15 protein-coding genes are annotated in these 16927 nt (G+C 52.9%); all 15 read right to left on the bottom strand.

From position 1 onward, the window contains the following. Positions 1 to 5 precede the first annotated feature (5 nt). Entirely contained in the window at positions 6 to 812 is an 807-nt protein-coding gene (gene dapB, locus CWO84_RS20470; RefSeq protein WP_101054860.1) for a 4-hydroxy-tetrahydrodipicolinate reductase, read from the bottom strand. A gap of 3 nt (positions 813 to 815) precedes the next feature. Beyond that, on the bottom strand, positions 816 to 1955 hold the full coding sequence (dnaJ, locus tag CWO84_RS20465; protein ID WP_101054857.1) for a molecular chaperone DnaJ: 1140 nt from the start codon (positions 1953 to 1955) through the stop codon (positions 816 to 818). A 44-nt stretch (positions 1956 to 1999) separates the two neighbouring features. After that, the gene (locus CWO84_RS20460; protein ID WP_101054854.1) at positions 2000 to 2305 is read right to left on the bottom strand and encodes a type II toxin-antitoxin system RelE/ParE family toxin; all 306 of its coding nucleotides are present in this window, start codon (positions 2303 to 2305) and stop codon (positions 2000 to 2002) included. Further along, positions 2290 to 2478 (bottom strand): hypothetical protein, encoded by a 189-nt coding sequence (locus CWO84_RS20455; RefSeq protein ID WP_101054851.1) that lies wholly within the window; start codon positions 2476 to 2478, stop codon positions 2290 to 2292. The genes CWO84_RS20460 and CWO84_RS20455 overlap by 16 nt, the downstream gene beginning before the upstream one ends. Positions 2479 to 2715: 237 nt before the next feature. Beyond that, positions 2716 to 3060 carry a hypothetical protein gene (locus CWO84_RS24230; protein WP_133120723.1) on the bottom strand — a complete coding sequence of 115 codons (345 nt, stop codon included), beginning with the start codon at positions 3058 to 3060 and terminating at the stop codon, positions 2716 to 2718. A gap of 100 nt (positions 3061 to 3160) precedes the next feature. Continuing rightward, positions 3161 to 5095 (bottom strand): molecular chaperone DnaK, encoded by a 1935-nt coding sequence (gene dnaK / locus CWO84_RS20450; protein WP_101054846.1) that lies wholly within the window; start codon positions 5093 to 5095, stop codon positions 3161 to 3163. Positions 5096 to 5166: 71 nt separating this feature from the next. Next, entirely contained in the window at positions 5167 to 5805 is a 639-nt protein-coding gene (grpE, locus tag CWO84_RS20445; RefSeq protein WP_101054843.1) for a nucleotide exchange factor GrpE, read from the bottom strand. A gap of 50 nt (positions 5806 to 5855) precedes the next feature. Beyond that, positions 5856 to 6896, bottom strand: coding sequence for a heat-inducible transcriptional repressor HrcA (gene hrcA / locus CWO84_RS20440; protein ID WP_101054840.1), 1041 nt, complete (start codon positions 6894 to 6896; stop codon positions 5856 to 5858). Positions 6897 to 7251: 355 nt separating this feature from the next. Next, positions 7252 to 7386 (bottom strand): hypothetical protein, encoded by a 135-nt coding sequence (locus CWO84_RS25195; RefSeq protein ID WP_256438894.1) that lies wholly within the window; start codon positions 7384 to 7386, stop codon positions 7252 to 7254. A 65-nt stretch (positions 7387 to 7451) separates the two neighbouring features. Further along, positions 7452 to 7781, bottom strand: a complete 330-nt coding sequence (locus CWO84_RS20435) for a glycine zipper 2TM domain-containing protein (protein WP_033155580.1) — start codon at positions 7779 to 7781, stop codon at positions 7452 to 7454. A gap of 235 nt (positions 7782 to 8016) precedes the next feature. Next, positions 8017 to 10476 carry a TonB-dependent receptor gene (locus tag CWO84_RS20430; protein WP_033155581.1) on the bottom strand — a complete coding sequence of 820 codons (2460 nt, stop codon included), beginning with the start codon at positions 10474 to 10476 and terminating at the stop codon, positions 8017 to 8019. Between the two features lie 265 nt (positions 10477 to 10741). Continuing rightward, complete coding sequence (locus tag CWO84_RS20425; RefSeq protein WP_240618107.1) at positions 10742 to 14695, bottom strand: cobaltochelatase subunit CobN; 3954 nt, start codon at positions 14693 to 14695, stop codon at positions 10742 to 10744. Next, a complete protein-coding gene (locus tag CWO84_RS20420; RefSeq protein WP_026147208.1) occupies positions 14682 to 15017 on the bottom strand; it encodes a DUF2149 domain-containing protein in 336 nt (111 codons plus the stop codon). The genes CWO84_RS20425 and CWO84_RS20420 overlap by 14 nt, the downstream gene beginning before the upstream one ends. After that, positions 14995 to 15441, bottom strand: coding sequence for a MotA/TolQ/ExbB proton channel family protein (locus CWO84_RS20415; RefSeq protein ID WP_205800433.1), 447 nt, complete (start codon positions 15439 to 15441; stop codon positions 14995 to 14997). The genes CWO84_RS20420 and CWO84_RS20415 overlap by 23 nt, the downstream gene beginning before the upstream one ends. Positions 15442 to 15814: 373 nt before the next feature. Further along, positions 15815 to 16921, bottom strand: coding sequence for a HupE/UreJ family protein (locus CWO84_RS20410; protein ID WP_101054837.1), 1107 nt, complete (start codon positions 16919 to 16921; stop codon positions 15815 to 15817). Between the last annotated feature and the right edge of the window lie 6 nt (positions 16922 to 16927).

Below are 16927 nucleotides of genomic sequence, written 5' to 3'. Positions count from 1 at the left end.
CCTGATTAGCCTTTCAGACCCAACACATCCTGCATATCGAACAGTCCATTCGGTTTGTCCGCCAACCAAGCCGCAGCTCTTACCGCACCGTTGGCGAAGGTCATACGGCTGCTGGCTTTATGGGTAATTTCCACCCGCTCGCCATCGTCGGCAAACATGACCGTGTGCTCGCCGACAATATCGCCGGCCCGAATCGTGGAAAAGCCGATGGTTTTGCGGTCGCGCGCGCCGGTATCGCCTTCGCGGCCATAGATTGCGCAGTCTTTCAAATCGCGTCCCAAGGCTGCAGCGACTACCTCGCCCATCCGCAACGCGGTTCCGGATGGTGCATCCACTTTGTGACGGTGATGTGCTTCAATCACTTCGATGTCCGTGTAATCGCCCATCACCTTGGCAGTCATCTCCAGCAACTTTAAAGACAGATTGACGCCGACGCTGAAATTGGGCGCGATGACTATTGCCACATCCTGTGCAGCCCTAGTAATCGCGGCTTTTTGCGCATCGCTATAACCGGTAGTACCGATCACAACCTTTTTCCCTGCTTGGCGGCAGATTTCGATGTAATCCATCGACGCATCGGGCCGGGTGAAATCGATCAATACGTCAAATTTATTAGTCAGAGCAGCCAAGTCGTCGCAGACCTGAATACCTGCCGCCGACACACCGGCAAGTTCACCGGCATCCTTGCCCAGCGCCAAGCTATCCGGGCGGGATACCGCCACCGTCAACTCGGCGTTTTCCGCCGCCAACGCGGCTTTCAGCAAACATAAACCCATACGCCCGGAAGCGCCTACTACCGCGATCCGCACCATGGCTTACCCTGTTAATTTGTCGAAGAAGTTTTTCACGCCATCCATCCAGCCATGCTCTTGCGGACTGTGGTGTTTGCCGCCGCCGGATAATGATTCGCCCAACTTCTCGATCATGGCTTTTTGATCTTTGGTTAGATGTACCGGGGTTTCCAATTGCACCTTGCACAACAGATCGCCGACAGCACCGCCCCGGACCGGTTTCACACCTTTGCCGCGCAAACGGAACATGCGTCCGGTTTGGGTTTCCGGCGGAATTTTCAACATGACCTTGCCGTCCAGCGTAGGTACTTCCAGTTCACCACCCAAACAAGCCATCGGGAAACTGATCGGCACTTCGCAATACAAATTAGCACCGTCGCGGGTGAAAATCGGGTGATCCTTGACCTGCACTTGTACATATAAGTCCCCAGCCGGACCGCCGTTCGCACCCGCCTCGCCCTCGCCGGCCAAACGAATCCGGTCGCCGGTATCCACGCCGGCTGGCACTTTGACGTTGAGTGTTTTGGTTTCCTGCACCCGACCCTGGCCGTAACATTTTGGGCAAGGATCCTTGATTTGCTTGCCGGTGCCGCGGCACGTAGGACAGGTTTGTTGCACCGAGAAAAAACCTTGTTGCATCCTGACTTGGCCGTGACCATGACAGGTGTTACAGGTGACCGGGCTGCTACCTTTTTTGGCGCCGCTGCCGTTACACTCGGTGCAAGCCACCAGCACCGGTACCTTGACTGTCGCTTCGGTTCCACCGACGGCCTCTTCGAGCGTCAGTTCCAGGTTGTAACGCAAATCGGCGCCGCGTTGCACGCTGCTGCGCTGCTGCCGACCGCCACCGAAAATATCGCCGAACACATCACCGAAAATATCGCTAAAATTCTCCGCCCCGCTAAAGCCGCCGCGCCCGCCACCCATCGACGAATCGACGCCGGCATGACCGAATTGATCGTAAGCCGCGCGTTTTTTCGGGTCGGACAAAATCTCGTAGGCTTCCTTGACCAGCTTGAATTTTTTCTCCGCTTCTTCCGGATTATCCTTGTTTCTGTCGGGATGAAATTTCATCGCCATCTTGCGATAGCTCTTCTTGATTTCGGCTTCGCTCGCGTTGCGATCCAGTTCCAGCAGTTTGTAAAAGTCTTCTTTTGCGGCCATTTTAATTAGTGAGTTTTTATTACTTTTTATTGAACATTATTCAATCAGTTAAAACGTTCAGAGATATTTTCCAACAATCGTTTACCATGAATCACAGCGACGACGGTAATTTGCATTTCATCAATCTTATAAACCAGCCGATAGCTGTATACAAACCGTTCTCTGATATTTTTATCGCCAACTTCAGGCACAATTCTGCCTGTTTCCACTGCCTCTGGAATTCGCTTTGCAGTACCCAACACCTTACGGACAACCGAACGGGCGTAAAACAAGGAATCTCTGGCTATATAGTCTCTAATAGAATTTAAATCTTCGATAGCTTCCGGAGACCAGCTTAATCTTCGAGCCATTTTTCAAACTGCTTTTCGACTTCGTCATGAGGGATAACGCCTTCGGTTTCCGCCCTAGTTATTCCCTGCTGGATTTTAGCGATGACATACAAATGGTATTGAATATCTTCATAACTGCTTTCTTCAGGCAGCCTATTCAATAATTCTTTGACTTCCGTAACAGCAGTATGCATATCTACCTCGCAAAAACAAAAAGGTACGCGGTGCGTACCTTACGTGACTCATCCGATAAATTTTCCAAACTTAGCAGCAAATTGTGAGCAAGTTTTGCTCGGCCTGATGGAGGAAGATGTAGCGCTTCGCTTTCGATTATTGACGTGTCCATAATTTTTCCGTAAAAATCGAGTTAAATTTCAAGAATGCAATATGTTAGGCGTACGCAGCATATACTAGCCTTAGACGCCGGAATTCTAATAATTTGGTAATAAAACAAATAACACACCAAATATCAATCTGATAACATGAAAAAAAGCAATCCCAACTGCAACAATTTGTGCCAAATAAATTTTCCAATTTTTTTGGCACAGACTTATAGATCTCCAGAAACAAATCAGGCCTGTTGAGTAGATTAAAAACTCAAAAAGTCCAAAAGGTATTGATAATGCAGGGTGCAACAAGTATCCATATGCAAACAAATTGGCATGACCATAAATCTTACCCAAAACCCTAACAATTACTATTGGAAGAACAACCAATAATAAAAATGCTAAACGTGGCGACAAATCTCCATTCCATGCACGAATAAACCAAATCATAAACAAATACTCAACCCGGTAACTCATAAGGCGGAAGCCGCTGGGCGTTCCGCCTTATCAAGAGCAAAGGCGGATCGGCTTACGCCATCCGCCCTACACCTTACTTCTTATCGTCCTTAACCTCTTCAAATTCCGCATCGACCACGTTGTGATCATGCTCGGCGGCAGCTTCAGAGGCGCCTGCGGCATGTCCGGCCTCGGCACCGCCTTCCGCACCTTTTTGTGCATATACGCGCTCGGCTAATTTGCCGGATAACTCGGTCAAGGCATGAGTTTTAGCTTCAATCGCCTCTTTATCGTCGGATTTGAGCACCGCTTGCAGGTCTTTGATCGCCGATTCAATCGCCGATTTTTCGTCGCTAGCTACTTGATCGCCCAGTTCTTTCAGCGATTTTTCGGTGGCGTGGATCATGCCTTCCGCAGAGTTACGCGCGGACACCAGTTCTTTCAGTTTGCGATCTTCGTCGGCGTGCGCTTCGGCGTCCTTGATCATGCGTTCAACTTCGTCGTCCGACAAACCGCTGGAGGCTTTAATCACGATGGATTGTTTTTTGCCGGTGGCTTTGTCTTTCGCCGATACGTTCAAGATACCGTTGGCATCAATGTCGAACGACACTTCAATTTGCGGAATACCGCGCGGTGCCGGCGGGATGTCTTGCAAGTCAAACCGCCCCAAGGATTTATTACCGGCAGCGACTTCCCGCTCACCCTGCAACACGTGTACGGTCACGGCAGTTTGGTTATCGTCCGCAGTCGAGAAGGTTTGCGAAGCATTGGTCGGGATCGTGGTGTTTTTCTCGATCAATTTGGTCATCACGCCGCCTAGGGTTTCGATACCCAAAGACAGTGGTGTTACGTCCAACAACAGTACGTCTTTAACGTCGCCGCCCAATACACCGGCTTGGATTGCCGCACCTAAAGCTACCGCCTCGTCAGGGTTAACGTCTTTACGTGGCTCTTTACCGAACAACTCTTTAACGAAGGCTTGGACTTTCGGCATGCGGGTTTGACCGCCAACCAGAATTACGTCGTTGATTTTCGAGGTCGAAATACCGGCGTCTTTAATCGCTTGCAAGCAAGGGCCTTTGGTTCTTTCGATCAGTTCGTCAACCAGCGATTCCAGTTTGGCGCGCGTCAGTTTGACATTTAAATGTTTCGGACCGGATGCGTCGGCGGTGATGTACGGCAGATTGATGTCGGTTTGCTCAGCTGACGACAATTCGATTTTGGCTTTTTCTGCCGCTTCTTTCAGACGTTGCAGCGCCAATGGATCGTTGTGCAGATCGATACCACTGTCGCGTTTAAATTCGCCGGCCAGGAAATCGATGATGCGCAAGTCAAAGTCCTCACCGCCCAAGAAAGTATCGCCGTTGGTGGCTAATACTTCGAACTGATGCTCGCCTTCGATTTCAGCGATTTCGATGATGGAAATATCGAAAGTACCGCCACCCAAGTCATAGACCGCGATGGTGGTGTCGCCTTTGGGTTTGTCCATACCAAACGCCAACGCCGCCGCGGTCGGCTCGTTGATGATGCGTTTGACGTCCAGACCGGCGATACGACCGGCGTCTTTGGTCGCTTGACGTTGTGAATCGTTAAAGTAAGCCGGTACGGTGATGACCGCTTCGGTGACTTCTTCACCCAGGAACGCTTCGGCGTCTTTTTTCAGTTTCATCAACACGCGGGATGACACTTCCGGCGGCGCCATTTTCTTACCGTGGCATTCCACCCAAGCGTCGCCGTTGTTGGCTTCCATAATTTTGTAAGGCACCATTTTGATGTCTTTTTGTACCGCGTCTTCTTTAAAACGGCGGCCGATCAAACGTTTGATCGCGAACAAAGTGTTTTCAGGGTTGGTAACCGCCTGCCGTTTGGCGGACTGGCCGACCAATACTTCATTGTCGCCGGTAAAAGCGATGATGGAAGGCGTGGTGCGCGCGCCTTCGCTGTTTTCGATAACCCGCGCGGTGCCGTTTTCCAGGACTGCGACGCAGGAGTTGGTGGTTCCTAAATCGATGCCGATCATTTTGCCCATTGATATTCTCCAGACTTGAATTGGTAATAAATTAAAAAGTTGTTAGCGATATGCGGTTGATCGTCTTAATTTCAAGCCTGCTCATCGATTTTTGCGCTATCTGCAGGTTTGTCGTCGGCTTTCGCCACTACCACCATGGCAGGGCGCAATAAACGGCCGTTCAACACATAGCCTTTTTGGAAGACGTTTAACACGGTATTGGGTTGGGCGGTGGCACTTGGCTGCATGACCATCGCCTGGTGCAATTCCGGATTGAATGCTTGACCGATGGGGTCGACAGTTTCGATATTAAACTTGGCAAATACCGACTCGAATTGCTTGATGGTCAATTCACTGCCTTCGCGTAGTTTCACTATCTCCGGGCTATCGCCGGTTGCCGCTTGCAGGCCTAATTCCAAACTATCCAGAACACTCAGCAATTCTTTCGCAAATTTGGCCAGACCGTATTTGCGTTCGTCGTCCAAGTCTTTTTGCACGCGCTTTTTTAAATTTTCCATCTCGGCCATGGTGCGGATGGCTTTATCCAGGTTGGCAGCAGCCAGTTGCTGAGCTTGCTCCAATTGTTCCTGTAAGGCTTCCACAGTGACTGGGGCGGCGCCAGATGCTTCGGTTGGCTGTTCGTCGGCGTCGATTGGCTTGGTCTGTTCCAAAACTTCGGCGATCAAATCGCTATCCGATTGGGGTTCGTGGCTAGATTGCTGATGACTCATTACTTACTCCATGGTTCTAAATTTTTTAGTTGGCCTAACGATAGGGCCATTTATTTGGGATTCAAGGCCGCGCCCAATAATTTTGCCGTCACATCCACGAACGGAATCACTTTTTCATACGCCATGCGGGTGGGGCCGATCACGCCCAACACCCCCACCACTTCGTCATTCACCGAATAAGGCGCCGTCACCAGGCTGCAATGATCGAATGCGCTATAGCCGGACTCTTCACCGATAAAAATCTGCACGCCTTCGGCCTGTAGACACTGATCCAATAAATGAATGACGCCGCGCTTTTGGCTAAAAGCTTCGAACAACTGTTTGAGTCGTTCCATATCCGACAACTCGGAAAAGCCCATTAGATTGGTTTCGCCGCTCAACACATAGTCGTCGTTGGGTTGTTCGCTGAAGGTCAGCTGCGCCATGTTCACCGCGTCCATCATGCCTTGATTGACCTGCCGCTGATCGAGCTCCATCTCCCGCACCACCAAATCGCGAATTTTCGCCAAGCTGCGGCCGGAATAAACCGAATTCAAATAGTTGGCTGCCTGTTGTAATTCCGCAGAACTGAATTGCTTATGGGTATGAATGATTTTATTGTGCACTTCCTGGTCGTCGGTGACGAAAATCACCAACACCCGAGTATTGGACATAGGCAGAAATTCGATGTGCCGCAAGGTGACGCTTTCTCTGCGCGGCAAAGTCACCACGCCGGCCATCCGCGTTACGTCCGACAATAATTTGGAAGCCTTATTCAACACGTCACTGGCTTTATCGGCCTCCCCTTTCAGGCCATGTTGCAGTTGGTCCAATTCGCTGGATGCCAAAGGCTTGACGGTTAACAAACTGTCGACAAATAAACGATAGCCGCTCACGGTCGGGACTCGGCCGGCGGATGTGTGCGGGGAATGGATCAAACCCATCTCTTCCAGATCCGCCATCACATTGCGAATGCTGGCGGGGCTCAGCTTTAACTGCGGATCTTTAGATAACAAACGCGAACCAACAGGCTGACCGTCCTGAATATAACGCTCAACCAAGGTTTTTAATAAATACAGCGATCTTTCGTTTAAATCTTGTCCGCCAGCCACGTCATCCCCCAAATTCCGTTAGCACTCGATATTGGTGAGTGCCAGACAGCAAAGCTATCAGCTGGGTTCGGCCTTGTCAACGGCTTGAACAGGTTATGAATAAACTAAGCGCAGCCAGCACAATCAAGGGCTGGGATTGAATATCCGAAGCCCCCGTGTCGTGGAGAACGGATCGATGGGCAGTTTGTTCCAGAATTACGATTTTTAGATGTATCTTCGATATTGCCCAACAACCGGCAATAAAAAACCCTGCAAGTCTTACGACTTGGCAGGGTTCTGATTCGATCTAGCGTTTGCTTATCCGGACTGTATGGCAGGAACGCAAACAGACAATAAACCGCAACCGCCAGTGGTCTCAAGCCCCCATTTGGGAGAAAGACAACACATAGTAGCTATAGTAGGCAACGACAAAAAACAACAATACATTCAATAACTTTTCTACTCTGCTGTATTGCTCTTGTTGATATTTTTTACCATTTTTTATTCTCATTTTGTCCTCCTGTCGCATGAGTCATCCAAAAATTCAAAACCGGTTAATTGATTGGCGGTAGCTGATTAACGGCTCATACTGTTGCCGATCCAGGCGCCGGCGGCGGCACCGATGCCGGCTCCCAACGGGTCGCCTCTACTCATCTCGTAACCCGCCGCACTGCCTAACGCGCCGCCTACCAAGCCCTGAGTGGAGCGTTGGTCGTATCTGTCGTAGCGCGGCGCGGGCGGCGGTGCCGGGACGTACTGCGTAACCCGCCCCGGCACATACACCCGCTCGACCTCGACGTACCGGTCATGGTGGTGATGTTTGTGATGACCTCGTCCATGCCCATCTGCCATCGCTAACGGCGAAATCAACAGACTGATTACAACGACACTTGCCACTCTAAACATAAATCCCCTTTATCGAGAATAATTTATCTATGACTTGATTCTAGAGAGCAATGTTTAAGTCTTGATTAGGAAAAGATTAAGAACAGATGAAGACAACAAAGTCGGCGCTTACATTGCCAATTTTTGTGAACTGTGCACGCTAAGCGAGGGCTATAAACTACCAATAGCCATTACTCCGGATATTCGCAAACCGAATATCCGGAGCAGATTGCGCCGGAGGCGACAGTCAATCGCATTAGAAGCTGTAAGACACCTCCCCATAAACGGTGCGGCCGGCTTGTTGATAAAAAGAGGAATATTCCCGATCCAACAGATTATTCACAGAAAACGACAGATCGATATTTTTCGTCGCTTGATAAGCAATACGGGTATCGACCAGAAAATAAGGGTCGTAACTCCCTGGGACGCCGGCCCTTTGATCCAGGTTTTGGTCGTTCGTATACTGCTGGCTGACATAGCGCCCGATAATGCCACCGCTCCACTGCTCATATTTGACATCCAAGCCGCCACTGAACATGGTCTCCGGCAACAACACCATCTGCTTGCCAACCGACAGCGGATTCGCCTCGTTCTTGGTAATTATTGAGTCGTTTAAGGTGTAGGTTCCGGTAAAATGCAGCCAGTCCCAATACAATTTCTGCCTTAATTTGGCCTCCACGCCTTCAACCTCCGCTTCACCCGCATTTTGCCGCTCCTGAAGCCGATTGGTTGCGCTTAATGTCGTATCTTTACGGTAAATCAAATCAGAAATGTAATGGTGAAAATACGAGGCGGCAATCGTTGTACCTTCAATGGGGGTGGCCTCTCCGCCTACTTCCCATGAATACATGGTTTCCGGTTTCAGATTCGGCCCGGCTTGCGTCAAGGTAAAAACACTGCCGCTAGCCGTTTGTGATGTCGAATACAAATCCGAGTTGGTGGGTGGACGAAATGCCCAACCGGTTGAAGCAAACAGCTTGCAGCCATCCGCCGGCAACCAGGTCAAACTGAATTTGGGATTAAATTGCGACACGGAACGTTCGCTGTATGTTTGCGTCAGGTTAGTGGTGGTACCCGTGGAAGTGACAGTAGCCTTTTGTACGATGGAACCGGAAGTTGACCAGTCGTCATAACGCACGCCAAGATGAGCAATCAAGTTTTTACGCAGCCAAATTTCGTCCTGAATAAAGGCGGAGTAAATACTCGACTCGCCCTTGCCATCGTAAACAGTATTCGTCACTGAGGACCAATCTTGCCAATTACTCAAGGCCAAACGTTTTTGGCCTTCCAAATTGTTGTGGTTTGCGCCAAAACCGACCGTGACAAAGTTACGTTGATCCCACAAAAACGGGAAGCGCAATGCCACGTTACCGTCGATCCGCTGGCTAGGCGTGACGGTTAACTGGCCTCTGCCGCCGCTTAAGGTATCGTCGAACGCCGCACTGTTTGGGCTAGGCGAATAAGTCTCGTGATCCATGTATTGAAAATCGACATTCAATTTCACGTCATGCCCAAAATCATGTTTCAGGTGCGCAAAATAGCGCCGCGTATCTTCCACAGAGGGCAGGAAATGCAAGAACTGCTGTTCGTAGACGGAAAGACGTTGGCCATTCAAATTCAAGTTGTTGCTTTGTGCCAGGCCGGCCACGCCGGCGACTGAATTGACAGTGGGGTTTCCGTTAGCGATTGCAATTGGCGAGCCTCCGGCAGTGGTCAAATAACTGTTAAACGTCCCTGCGCTGGTTTCGCTGCGGCTCCAGCTCATACCGCCATCAATCTCGGTGCTATCAGTCAAATCGTAATAGAGATGCAAGGAAGCGGTGTTCTGCTCCCAAGGGCGATCCCCTTTGTCGCCTATGATGTAGGTCGAGCCACCTTGGGTGGTTGCGGTCGGAATGGCACCGAATACCGGTGTCGCGGCGTTTCTTAACGCGGTAGCCGTATTCGCTCTGACTACCGGATTCGGTATCACGCTAGCCGGTGGCGTAAAGCTAACCGGCGAAGCCGTCACGTAATCCGACACCGCCCAGTTATCGCTATCCATGTGGTTGAAGGTCACGGAAATCCCCACTCCGTTTTCGAAACGATCCCGGTAACGGCCTTTGATGCCCCATTGATCAACAGCCGCGCCACCGGCACCAAATGACAGACGTCCTTCGCGCTTAGTGGGGACTTTGGAGATCACATTCAGTACACCGCCCATCGCGCCACTACCGTACAGCGCTGAAAAGGGTCCAGGGACATATTCCACTTGCTGAGCGTCGTCCATATTCAGAATGTTCCAATCGACGCTGCCATTATTGGGCAGATTCACCGGCAAGCCGTCAACCAGGAACAGTGATCGATTGGTACCACTGACACCATGAAATGCTGAGGAACTTAAGCTGGAGCCTGGCATACTCGTACCATAAGCACTACCCCGCAAATATATCCCCGGCACGTCCTTCAACGCATCACCAATCCGTTGGGTCAGGCGGTTTTCGGTATTTTCGGTGGTGATGACACTGACATTGGCCGGCGCCATCGATGCACTGATTTCCGAGCGCGTGGCGGTCACCACCATCGTGCCCAGCGACTCATCGTTGCTGGCCGGATTGTCGGTGTTAGCGGTTTCGGCTGGCCCCACGACGCTTTGATCGCTATCTTCTGCCAGGATTTGATTGCTGTAAGCCAAATTGGTCAGGGCCAGCAGCGTTATTACGTGTAAACGAGACAAAGTCGATTCCTCCGGTAATGCACCTTATAAAAAAACGGCGCTTCATGGTAATGTTAGATTTATTTTTAATTCTTCTTACATCAAGAACAGGCCCCTACTTGAATTTCCCCCCTGAGGCGCCACGCTACTATTCATATCGAGCCTACGTGAGCCCCCTAAAATCCCTGTGGCCATCATCCCAACGAAAACGGGGATGATGGCTGCCGAATTTCCTGAGTTACCGCCCTCGCTGTAACAAGGAGGCCAGGGTTTTTCCAGCCAAGCGCTAGGCTTTGTCCTTCCGCTGTTCCCAACTGCCGTGCCAATAACCGGCAACAAACAACAGCAAGATCGCAAAACTCAACCACCAGCTCTGCGCCGAACTCGAGGTTTGTTGCTGTTCAGTGCTTTCGCTGGCGGCTTTTTTCTCTTCCATCTCATAGCCTTCCAGAGGCTTGGCGGCATCCGGCGCGGCTTGTGCTTGAGCCTGCGGTTGCTGAGCGGCTGGCGGCTGTTGAGATTGAGTGGGCTGCGGTGGCGTTTGAGCCGCTGCGGGTGCCGGTGGCTGCGCTTGCGCACCCGGCGCGGCTGCCTTGGCGGCTTTGCCCGCATCCTGCTGCTCTGCGAGCTTGGTGATTTCCGGGCTACTGCAGGTGTCCTTATTACAGGCCACGCCGGCCTTGGCGATCACTTCCCGGTTGACCTGTTCCAGCTTGGCTTTCACGGCCGGATCGGCTTTCCAATAGCCTTTATTCACCGCCACCAACATCCGATCCACCATGGCCTGATAGGCCAGCAAGTTGTCGGCTTGCTCGAACTTTTTCTGGATGTCCAGCTGGTATTTGTCCTCGACGTAGGTCTCGTACATGGCTTGCCATTTCTCGGCGCCGACCGCTTCTGGCACCGTCACCTGCCAGCCCCACAGGTTTTCCGCCACCATGTTGATGAAACGCGCCCCGGAGTAACCTTCTTTCAACATCGACTCGATCCATTTCGGGTTCAGGTAGCGGCTTTGCATCTCCCGCCCCTGATAACGCTCCAAACTCATGGTCTTGGCGGCGGTCGGGTCGGCCAAGTCGGCGACCAACACTTCCGGGGTCTTGCCGTTGACTTGTCTTGCCGCCATCGCCGTACCGCCCAGATATTGAAAGAAGTCGTCGCCGTCCAGTGTGGCGTAAACGTTGCTGGAGCGGCTGTGGATCACCGCGTCGGTGTCTTTCAGAGACAATTTGAACAAATCCACCGCCAGTGTCGCGTCCTTGCTGGCCGCTTCGCCCCAATGGCCGCGACCATAAACATGGTGCATGCGGTTGAAGAACACGTCGGCCAGTTGTTTTTCGTCGCTCCAGGTGTTGGACAGCGGAATCGCCCGGTCCAGATTGGTGCCGTAGGCGCCAGACGGCACGCTGAACAAGCGCGCCGAAGCCATGTCTAGCGCTTCCTCGGCTTTCAAGCCGCGTTTCATCAGCTCGGCCTGGGTTTCCTGGATATGCCGGCGCAACGGATTGTCCGGCTCGTCCTGTTCCTGAGCCTTGGTTTCGGCCTGGTCCAGCAGTTTGATCACCGACGCGAACAAATCCCGGTACAAACCGGACGGAATGATAGTGACATCGACCCGAGGCCGGCCCAGCTTGTCGCGGGCGATTACGTCCACGCCCTGGGTGCGGCCGCGTTCGTCCCAATGCGGTTTCACGCCGAGCAGATGCATGATTTGCGCTTCCATCACGCCTTCATGGCGCGAGCTTTCCACGCCCCACAAATTGAACACCAAGCGCTCCGGATAATGACCGTGCTGCTTTTTAAAGTCGGCGACCACTTGCTCGGCCAGCCGCGCGCCTTCGTTATACACCGCCTCGCTGGGAATCCGCGACGGGTCGAAGCCGTACAAATCCTTGCCGGTCGGCAAGGCGTCCGGGTTGCGCAACGGATCGCCACCACTGCCGGCCGGGATGTAGCGGCCGGCCAGCGCATCGATCAGCGCGTTCATTTCGGCGTTGGCGCTATCGGCAATCAGTTTGGCCGTGGCCTGGACTTTTTGCTTTAAAGCCTCGCCTTTTAATTTCGGATCGCGGGCAACGATGGCTTCGGCGAAGCGCTGTCTGGTGGCTTCATCCGGCGCCTTGCCGAAGGTGTGCAAGCCCATCGGCACCTTTTTCTCGCGGATTTCCTTTAGGTAATGCTCCAGTTCTTCCAACTGGTCGCCGGTTTCGGCCCTATCCATTTTCAGGTCCTTCAACAAGCCCGCTTTACCGGCGATCTGATTGATCTCGTCCAGCCTGATCTTGGCCAGTTGCTCGCTTTTCTGCGCGGCGACATTGTAGTCGTCCAATAAACCCGCTAGTTTGACCAGTTCCGGATTCAAATCGGCCTTGTCCAGCGGCGGCGTCATATGCGAAATAATGGTCGCCATCGCTCGGCGCTTGGCCTGCAAGGCTTCGCCGACGTCGTCCATGATGTAGGGGTAAATCTGCGGTACATCGGTCATCAAGATTTCGCCGGGATCGGCGGCGGTAAAACCGACTTCCTTGCCGGACAGCCATTCGTGCGTGGCATGGGTGCCGAGATGAATCATCGCGTCGGCGCCGTAGCCTTTTTGCAGCCACAGATAAAACGCCACGTATTGATGGTGCGGCGGCATCGTCACATCGTGGTACAGCTTTTTGACATCCTGCTCCCAGCCGCGCGAGGGTTGCGGTGCTAGTAGCAGATTGCCGTATTGCAAGGCTGGCAGAATCAAAAAACGTTGGCCTTTGGCGTCTGTCCAGGCGCCGATTTTGCTGTCTTCCGGTTTGCCCCAGGCTTTCAGCATGGCGGCTTTAAAGGTTTCGGGTAACCCGGCGAACCATTTTTGGTAATCGGCCAGCGGCAACAACACCGCGCGGCCGCTGGCGGCGGCTTCGGCAATCGCGCCCGGTTCCCAGTTGCCCAGATTGATGCCGTGATTCTTCACGGCGGCTTTCAAGGCTGCGCCGTCGGTCGGCGCATCACCCAATTGGTAACCTTCCTGACGCATGCGCTGCATGATGTTCAACAGCGATTCCGGCAGCACGTTCAAATACGAGGCGCCGATGTTTTCCTTGCCGGGCGGGTAGTTGTAATACAGCAGCGCGACTTTTTTGTCGGCGTTGGCGATATGCCGCAACTTCGCCCACTTGTCCAGGCGGTCGGCATAGCGGGCTATGCGTTCGGGGATCGGGGTTTCGCGGACGAAATCCTGGCCGGTAGTTTTGTCGTGTACGGTTTCCTTGCTGGCCACCACAGTTGGGGCGATTTCGCCGGCAAATTCCGGCAAGGCCACTTGCCAAGCCCGCTCCATTACATCCAGGCCGGTGGCCGATTCGGTCCATTGGGCCTGGCTTTGGCTGTTCAAGGCAATGCCGTTTAGCACCGGTACGCCCAAGCGGGTCAAGGTCGGCACGGTTTTGTCCGGGCTGGCACCGATTTTAAGAGCCAACGCGGCGATGGCTTCGACGCGGGATTTGCCGTTGCCGTCGACCAGCATTTTTTCAAGGGTTTTGTCGTAGGGATAACCGAACGCCGGCAACACGTTGTAGCCCTTGGCTTCCAGTTGTTCGGCCAAGGTTTTGACCGTATCGGTCTGGCCGGACAGCGCCGAGGAACGGTAAAACAAAATCGCGATCCATGGCTGACCGGCTTTGAAACCGGCGTACGCTTTTTGGTAGCTGTCGAAATCGGCGAACAATTGCTTGCTGCGCACGTCGAAGGCGCCGATTTCCGGCTGAGCTTGCGGCGGAGCAATGTCGGCCTGGACGTTTTTGAGTTTGGCGACAGCCAAACGAATCATGTTGGCAGCATTGTCGGCGCCACCCGCCGACATATAGGCTTGCAGGTCCTTATCCAGTTGCAGGCCGTAATCGGCGAAATCGGCGTCGTAACTCAAACCCACCGCGTACAGCTTGCCGCCATGCGCGGCGATCTGTTTAAACACCTCGCCGCCCTCGCGCAGAATGCCGCGGCCGGTGATTTGCGCCAGCACCAGATTGGATTGTTGCAATTCGGCCTGATCGGCTTGCGCCAATTTGGAGCTGGAATACACCCGCAACTTGACGCCTTGCAACAGCGGATCATTTTGCAGTTTAGCGGTGGCGGCGACAGCGGTTTGTGAGTCCAGATCGCCGAGAATCAGGCTAAGGTTGAGCGGCGTTTCGGCGAAAGCGCTGCTTGCGGCCAGCCATAGCAGCAGAGCCGGCAGCCAAAGCCAGCACTTATTCCGGTACATAAACCACCTTACCGTCGTTCAAGCGGTACGCAGTACCTAATCGTTCGCCGGAACCGCTAAGTTTGCGGTCGGTGACTTTGGACACTTTGATTTGCGAGCCTTTCTTGCTGACGATTTCCATGGTGCCGTCGGCGTTTTCCTTGGTCATCGTCACGGTGGATTCCGGATTCATCAAATCCAGCATGTTGTAGGCCATGAATAAGGCCACCATCATGCTGACGATGAATACCACGCTGGCGTCGAACAGATTGGCGACGCCGGCAATCGGATCTTCCAGCGGCTCGCTGTTACGATGCAGACTAGAGCGTCTCAGATAGCGCATGGCCGTCCTCCTCGATTGTCAAATCCGGCGCGTCCAGAGTCCGGCTGGCGGCCAGCTCGGCTTGATGGCGCATAGCCGCGAAATCGGCGCGCAGCCATTGCTCGCGCACCAAAGCCACCAGATAGGTGATCACGCCGCAGCCCAAACCGGTGACGGTAGCGGTAAACGCGGTGACCATGCTACCGGCCATGCTGGGAATATTGCCTTGCGCCAAGGCCGCCAGCGAAATCCCCATCGGAATCAAAGTACCCATCAAGCCCAGCGCTGGCCCCAATTTAATGACGAAACGCACCTGATCCAGTTTGATTAATTGCCGATGTTCGTGGGTTTGCAACAGCAACTCCAATTCCACATCCAGCGGCGCGGCATTGGCGCGTTGCTGGCGCCCCAGCGCGACGGCCAGATCGAGATTAAATAAGCGCACGGTACGCGATCCGGCCTGGCGCCGCTCGAGCCATTCCTGGGCCAGACGACCACAGGTGTAGATCGAATACGCTGCCGGCTAGGTGACGATCAGCAATACCGGCAAGTAGAGCGACGACGAGATCATGTAAAGAATTTGTTCTAGCGTATGGGTGAGTTCCACGGCCTTCCTCCTCTATAAAATTGTTGTTGTTTTATTAAAAAATCTATTTTTCTCAAGCGCTTACCCAAAGCCCCATCACCGGTTTACCCAAACGACAGGCAATAGCAATCCGTGGCTCTTATGAACCGTTTTTTTGATAAGGATTGATCAGGCCAGCGGGAGCCGGCCTTGTGCCAGTTATTGCGGGTTAGCCTCCCGCCTTGGGCTTTCTTTACAGCATGGTTCTCTCCACCAACCAGAATGCGCCCATCAAACTGACCGCAATCGAACCGGCTTTCAAAAACTTCTCGGCCGTCTCTATCTTATTATTTAGCCACCAGATCATCGGCAACACGATAGCCGCGACGGCGATTTGCCCGGTTTCTATGCCCAAGTTGAACGACAATAAGGGCAACAAACTCCCGGTATCGCCGGACGAAATATCCATTTCCTGCAAAACCCCGGCAAACCCAAAACCGTGGATCAAGCCAAATCCGAAAGTCAGCCAATGCCGCCCTTTGGGATGGTCGCCGCGGATGATGTTTTCTACCCCCACATAGATAATCGTCGCGGCAATAAACGGCTCCACGAAACTGCTCGGCAGTTCAATCAGATTAAGCCCGGCGCAAGCCAGCGTGATGGAATGGGCAACGGTAAAAAACGTGATGATTTTTAAGGCCGGCCAAAAGCTGTGAGTGACCGCCAACAGTGCGAACAAAAACAGCAAATGATCGTAACCGGTGAGAATATGCTCGATACCCAGCTTAAAAAAATCGCCGAACGCCGCAAACGGAGCTTGGGGGGACTCCGCGGCCACGGCGTTGGCGATTGGTAAACTGATTTGATCGTCGTGTTTGCCCAGCATTTTTTCGCTGAGCGCTTTGCCGTTGGCGTCCCTGACCGTCAAATACTGCTGATGGCCGTCGGGCAGCAAAGCCAAAAACTTCGACTGTACCAACAAAGCGGTTTGCACAGCTCCCGGATAGTGCAGTTCCACCCGCGCATTATTTTGATCGTCAAAGCTGACCTGTCCTGGTTCGCTGGGCAGAGCATCATGGCTATCGATATTCACGCGCAGTTGCTCGGCCAATAGTTTGGCAATAGCCGGCTTGGCCGCTTCGCGCTCGGCTTCGGTCACCTCCGCGTCCAAATCGGCATCCATCGGCGCAAAGGCTTCGATGTCTTGTAAGGCAAAAGTCACCTTGGCATCGAGTTGCGCGGGGTTGATCGTTACATCCAGCGAACTTAGACCGGGTGGATGCGCATAAACCCCGGCGGATTGCAGCGTTAACAACACTGCAATCAAGCTGATAGCCCAGTGGGTTGAAGCAAATTTCATCAGGCT

The sequence above is a fragment of the Methylomonas sp. Kb3 genome (assembly GCF_002834115.1).
Lineage (GTDB): Bacteria > Pseudomonadota > Gammaproteobacteria > Methylococcales > Methylomonadaceae > Methylomonas > Methylomonas defluvii.
The sequence above is the reverse complement of the archived record's forward strand: the minus strand, read 5'-3'. Positions and strand labels throughout refer to the sequence as shown.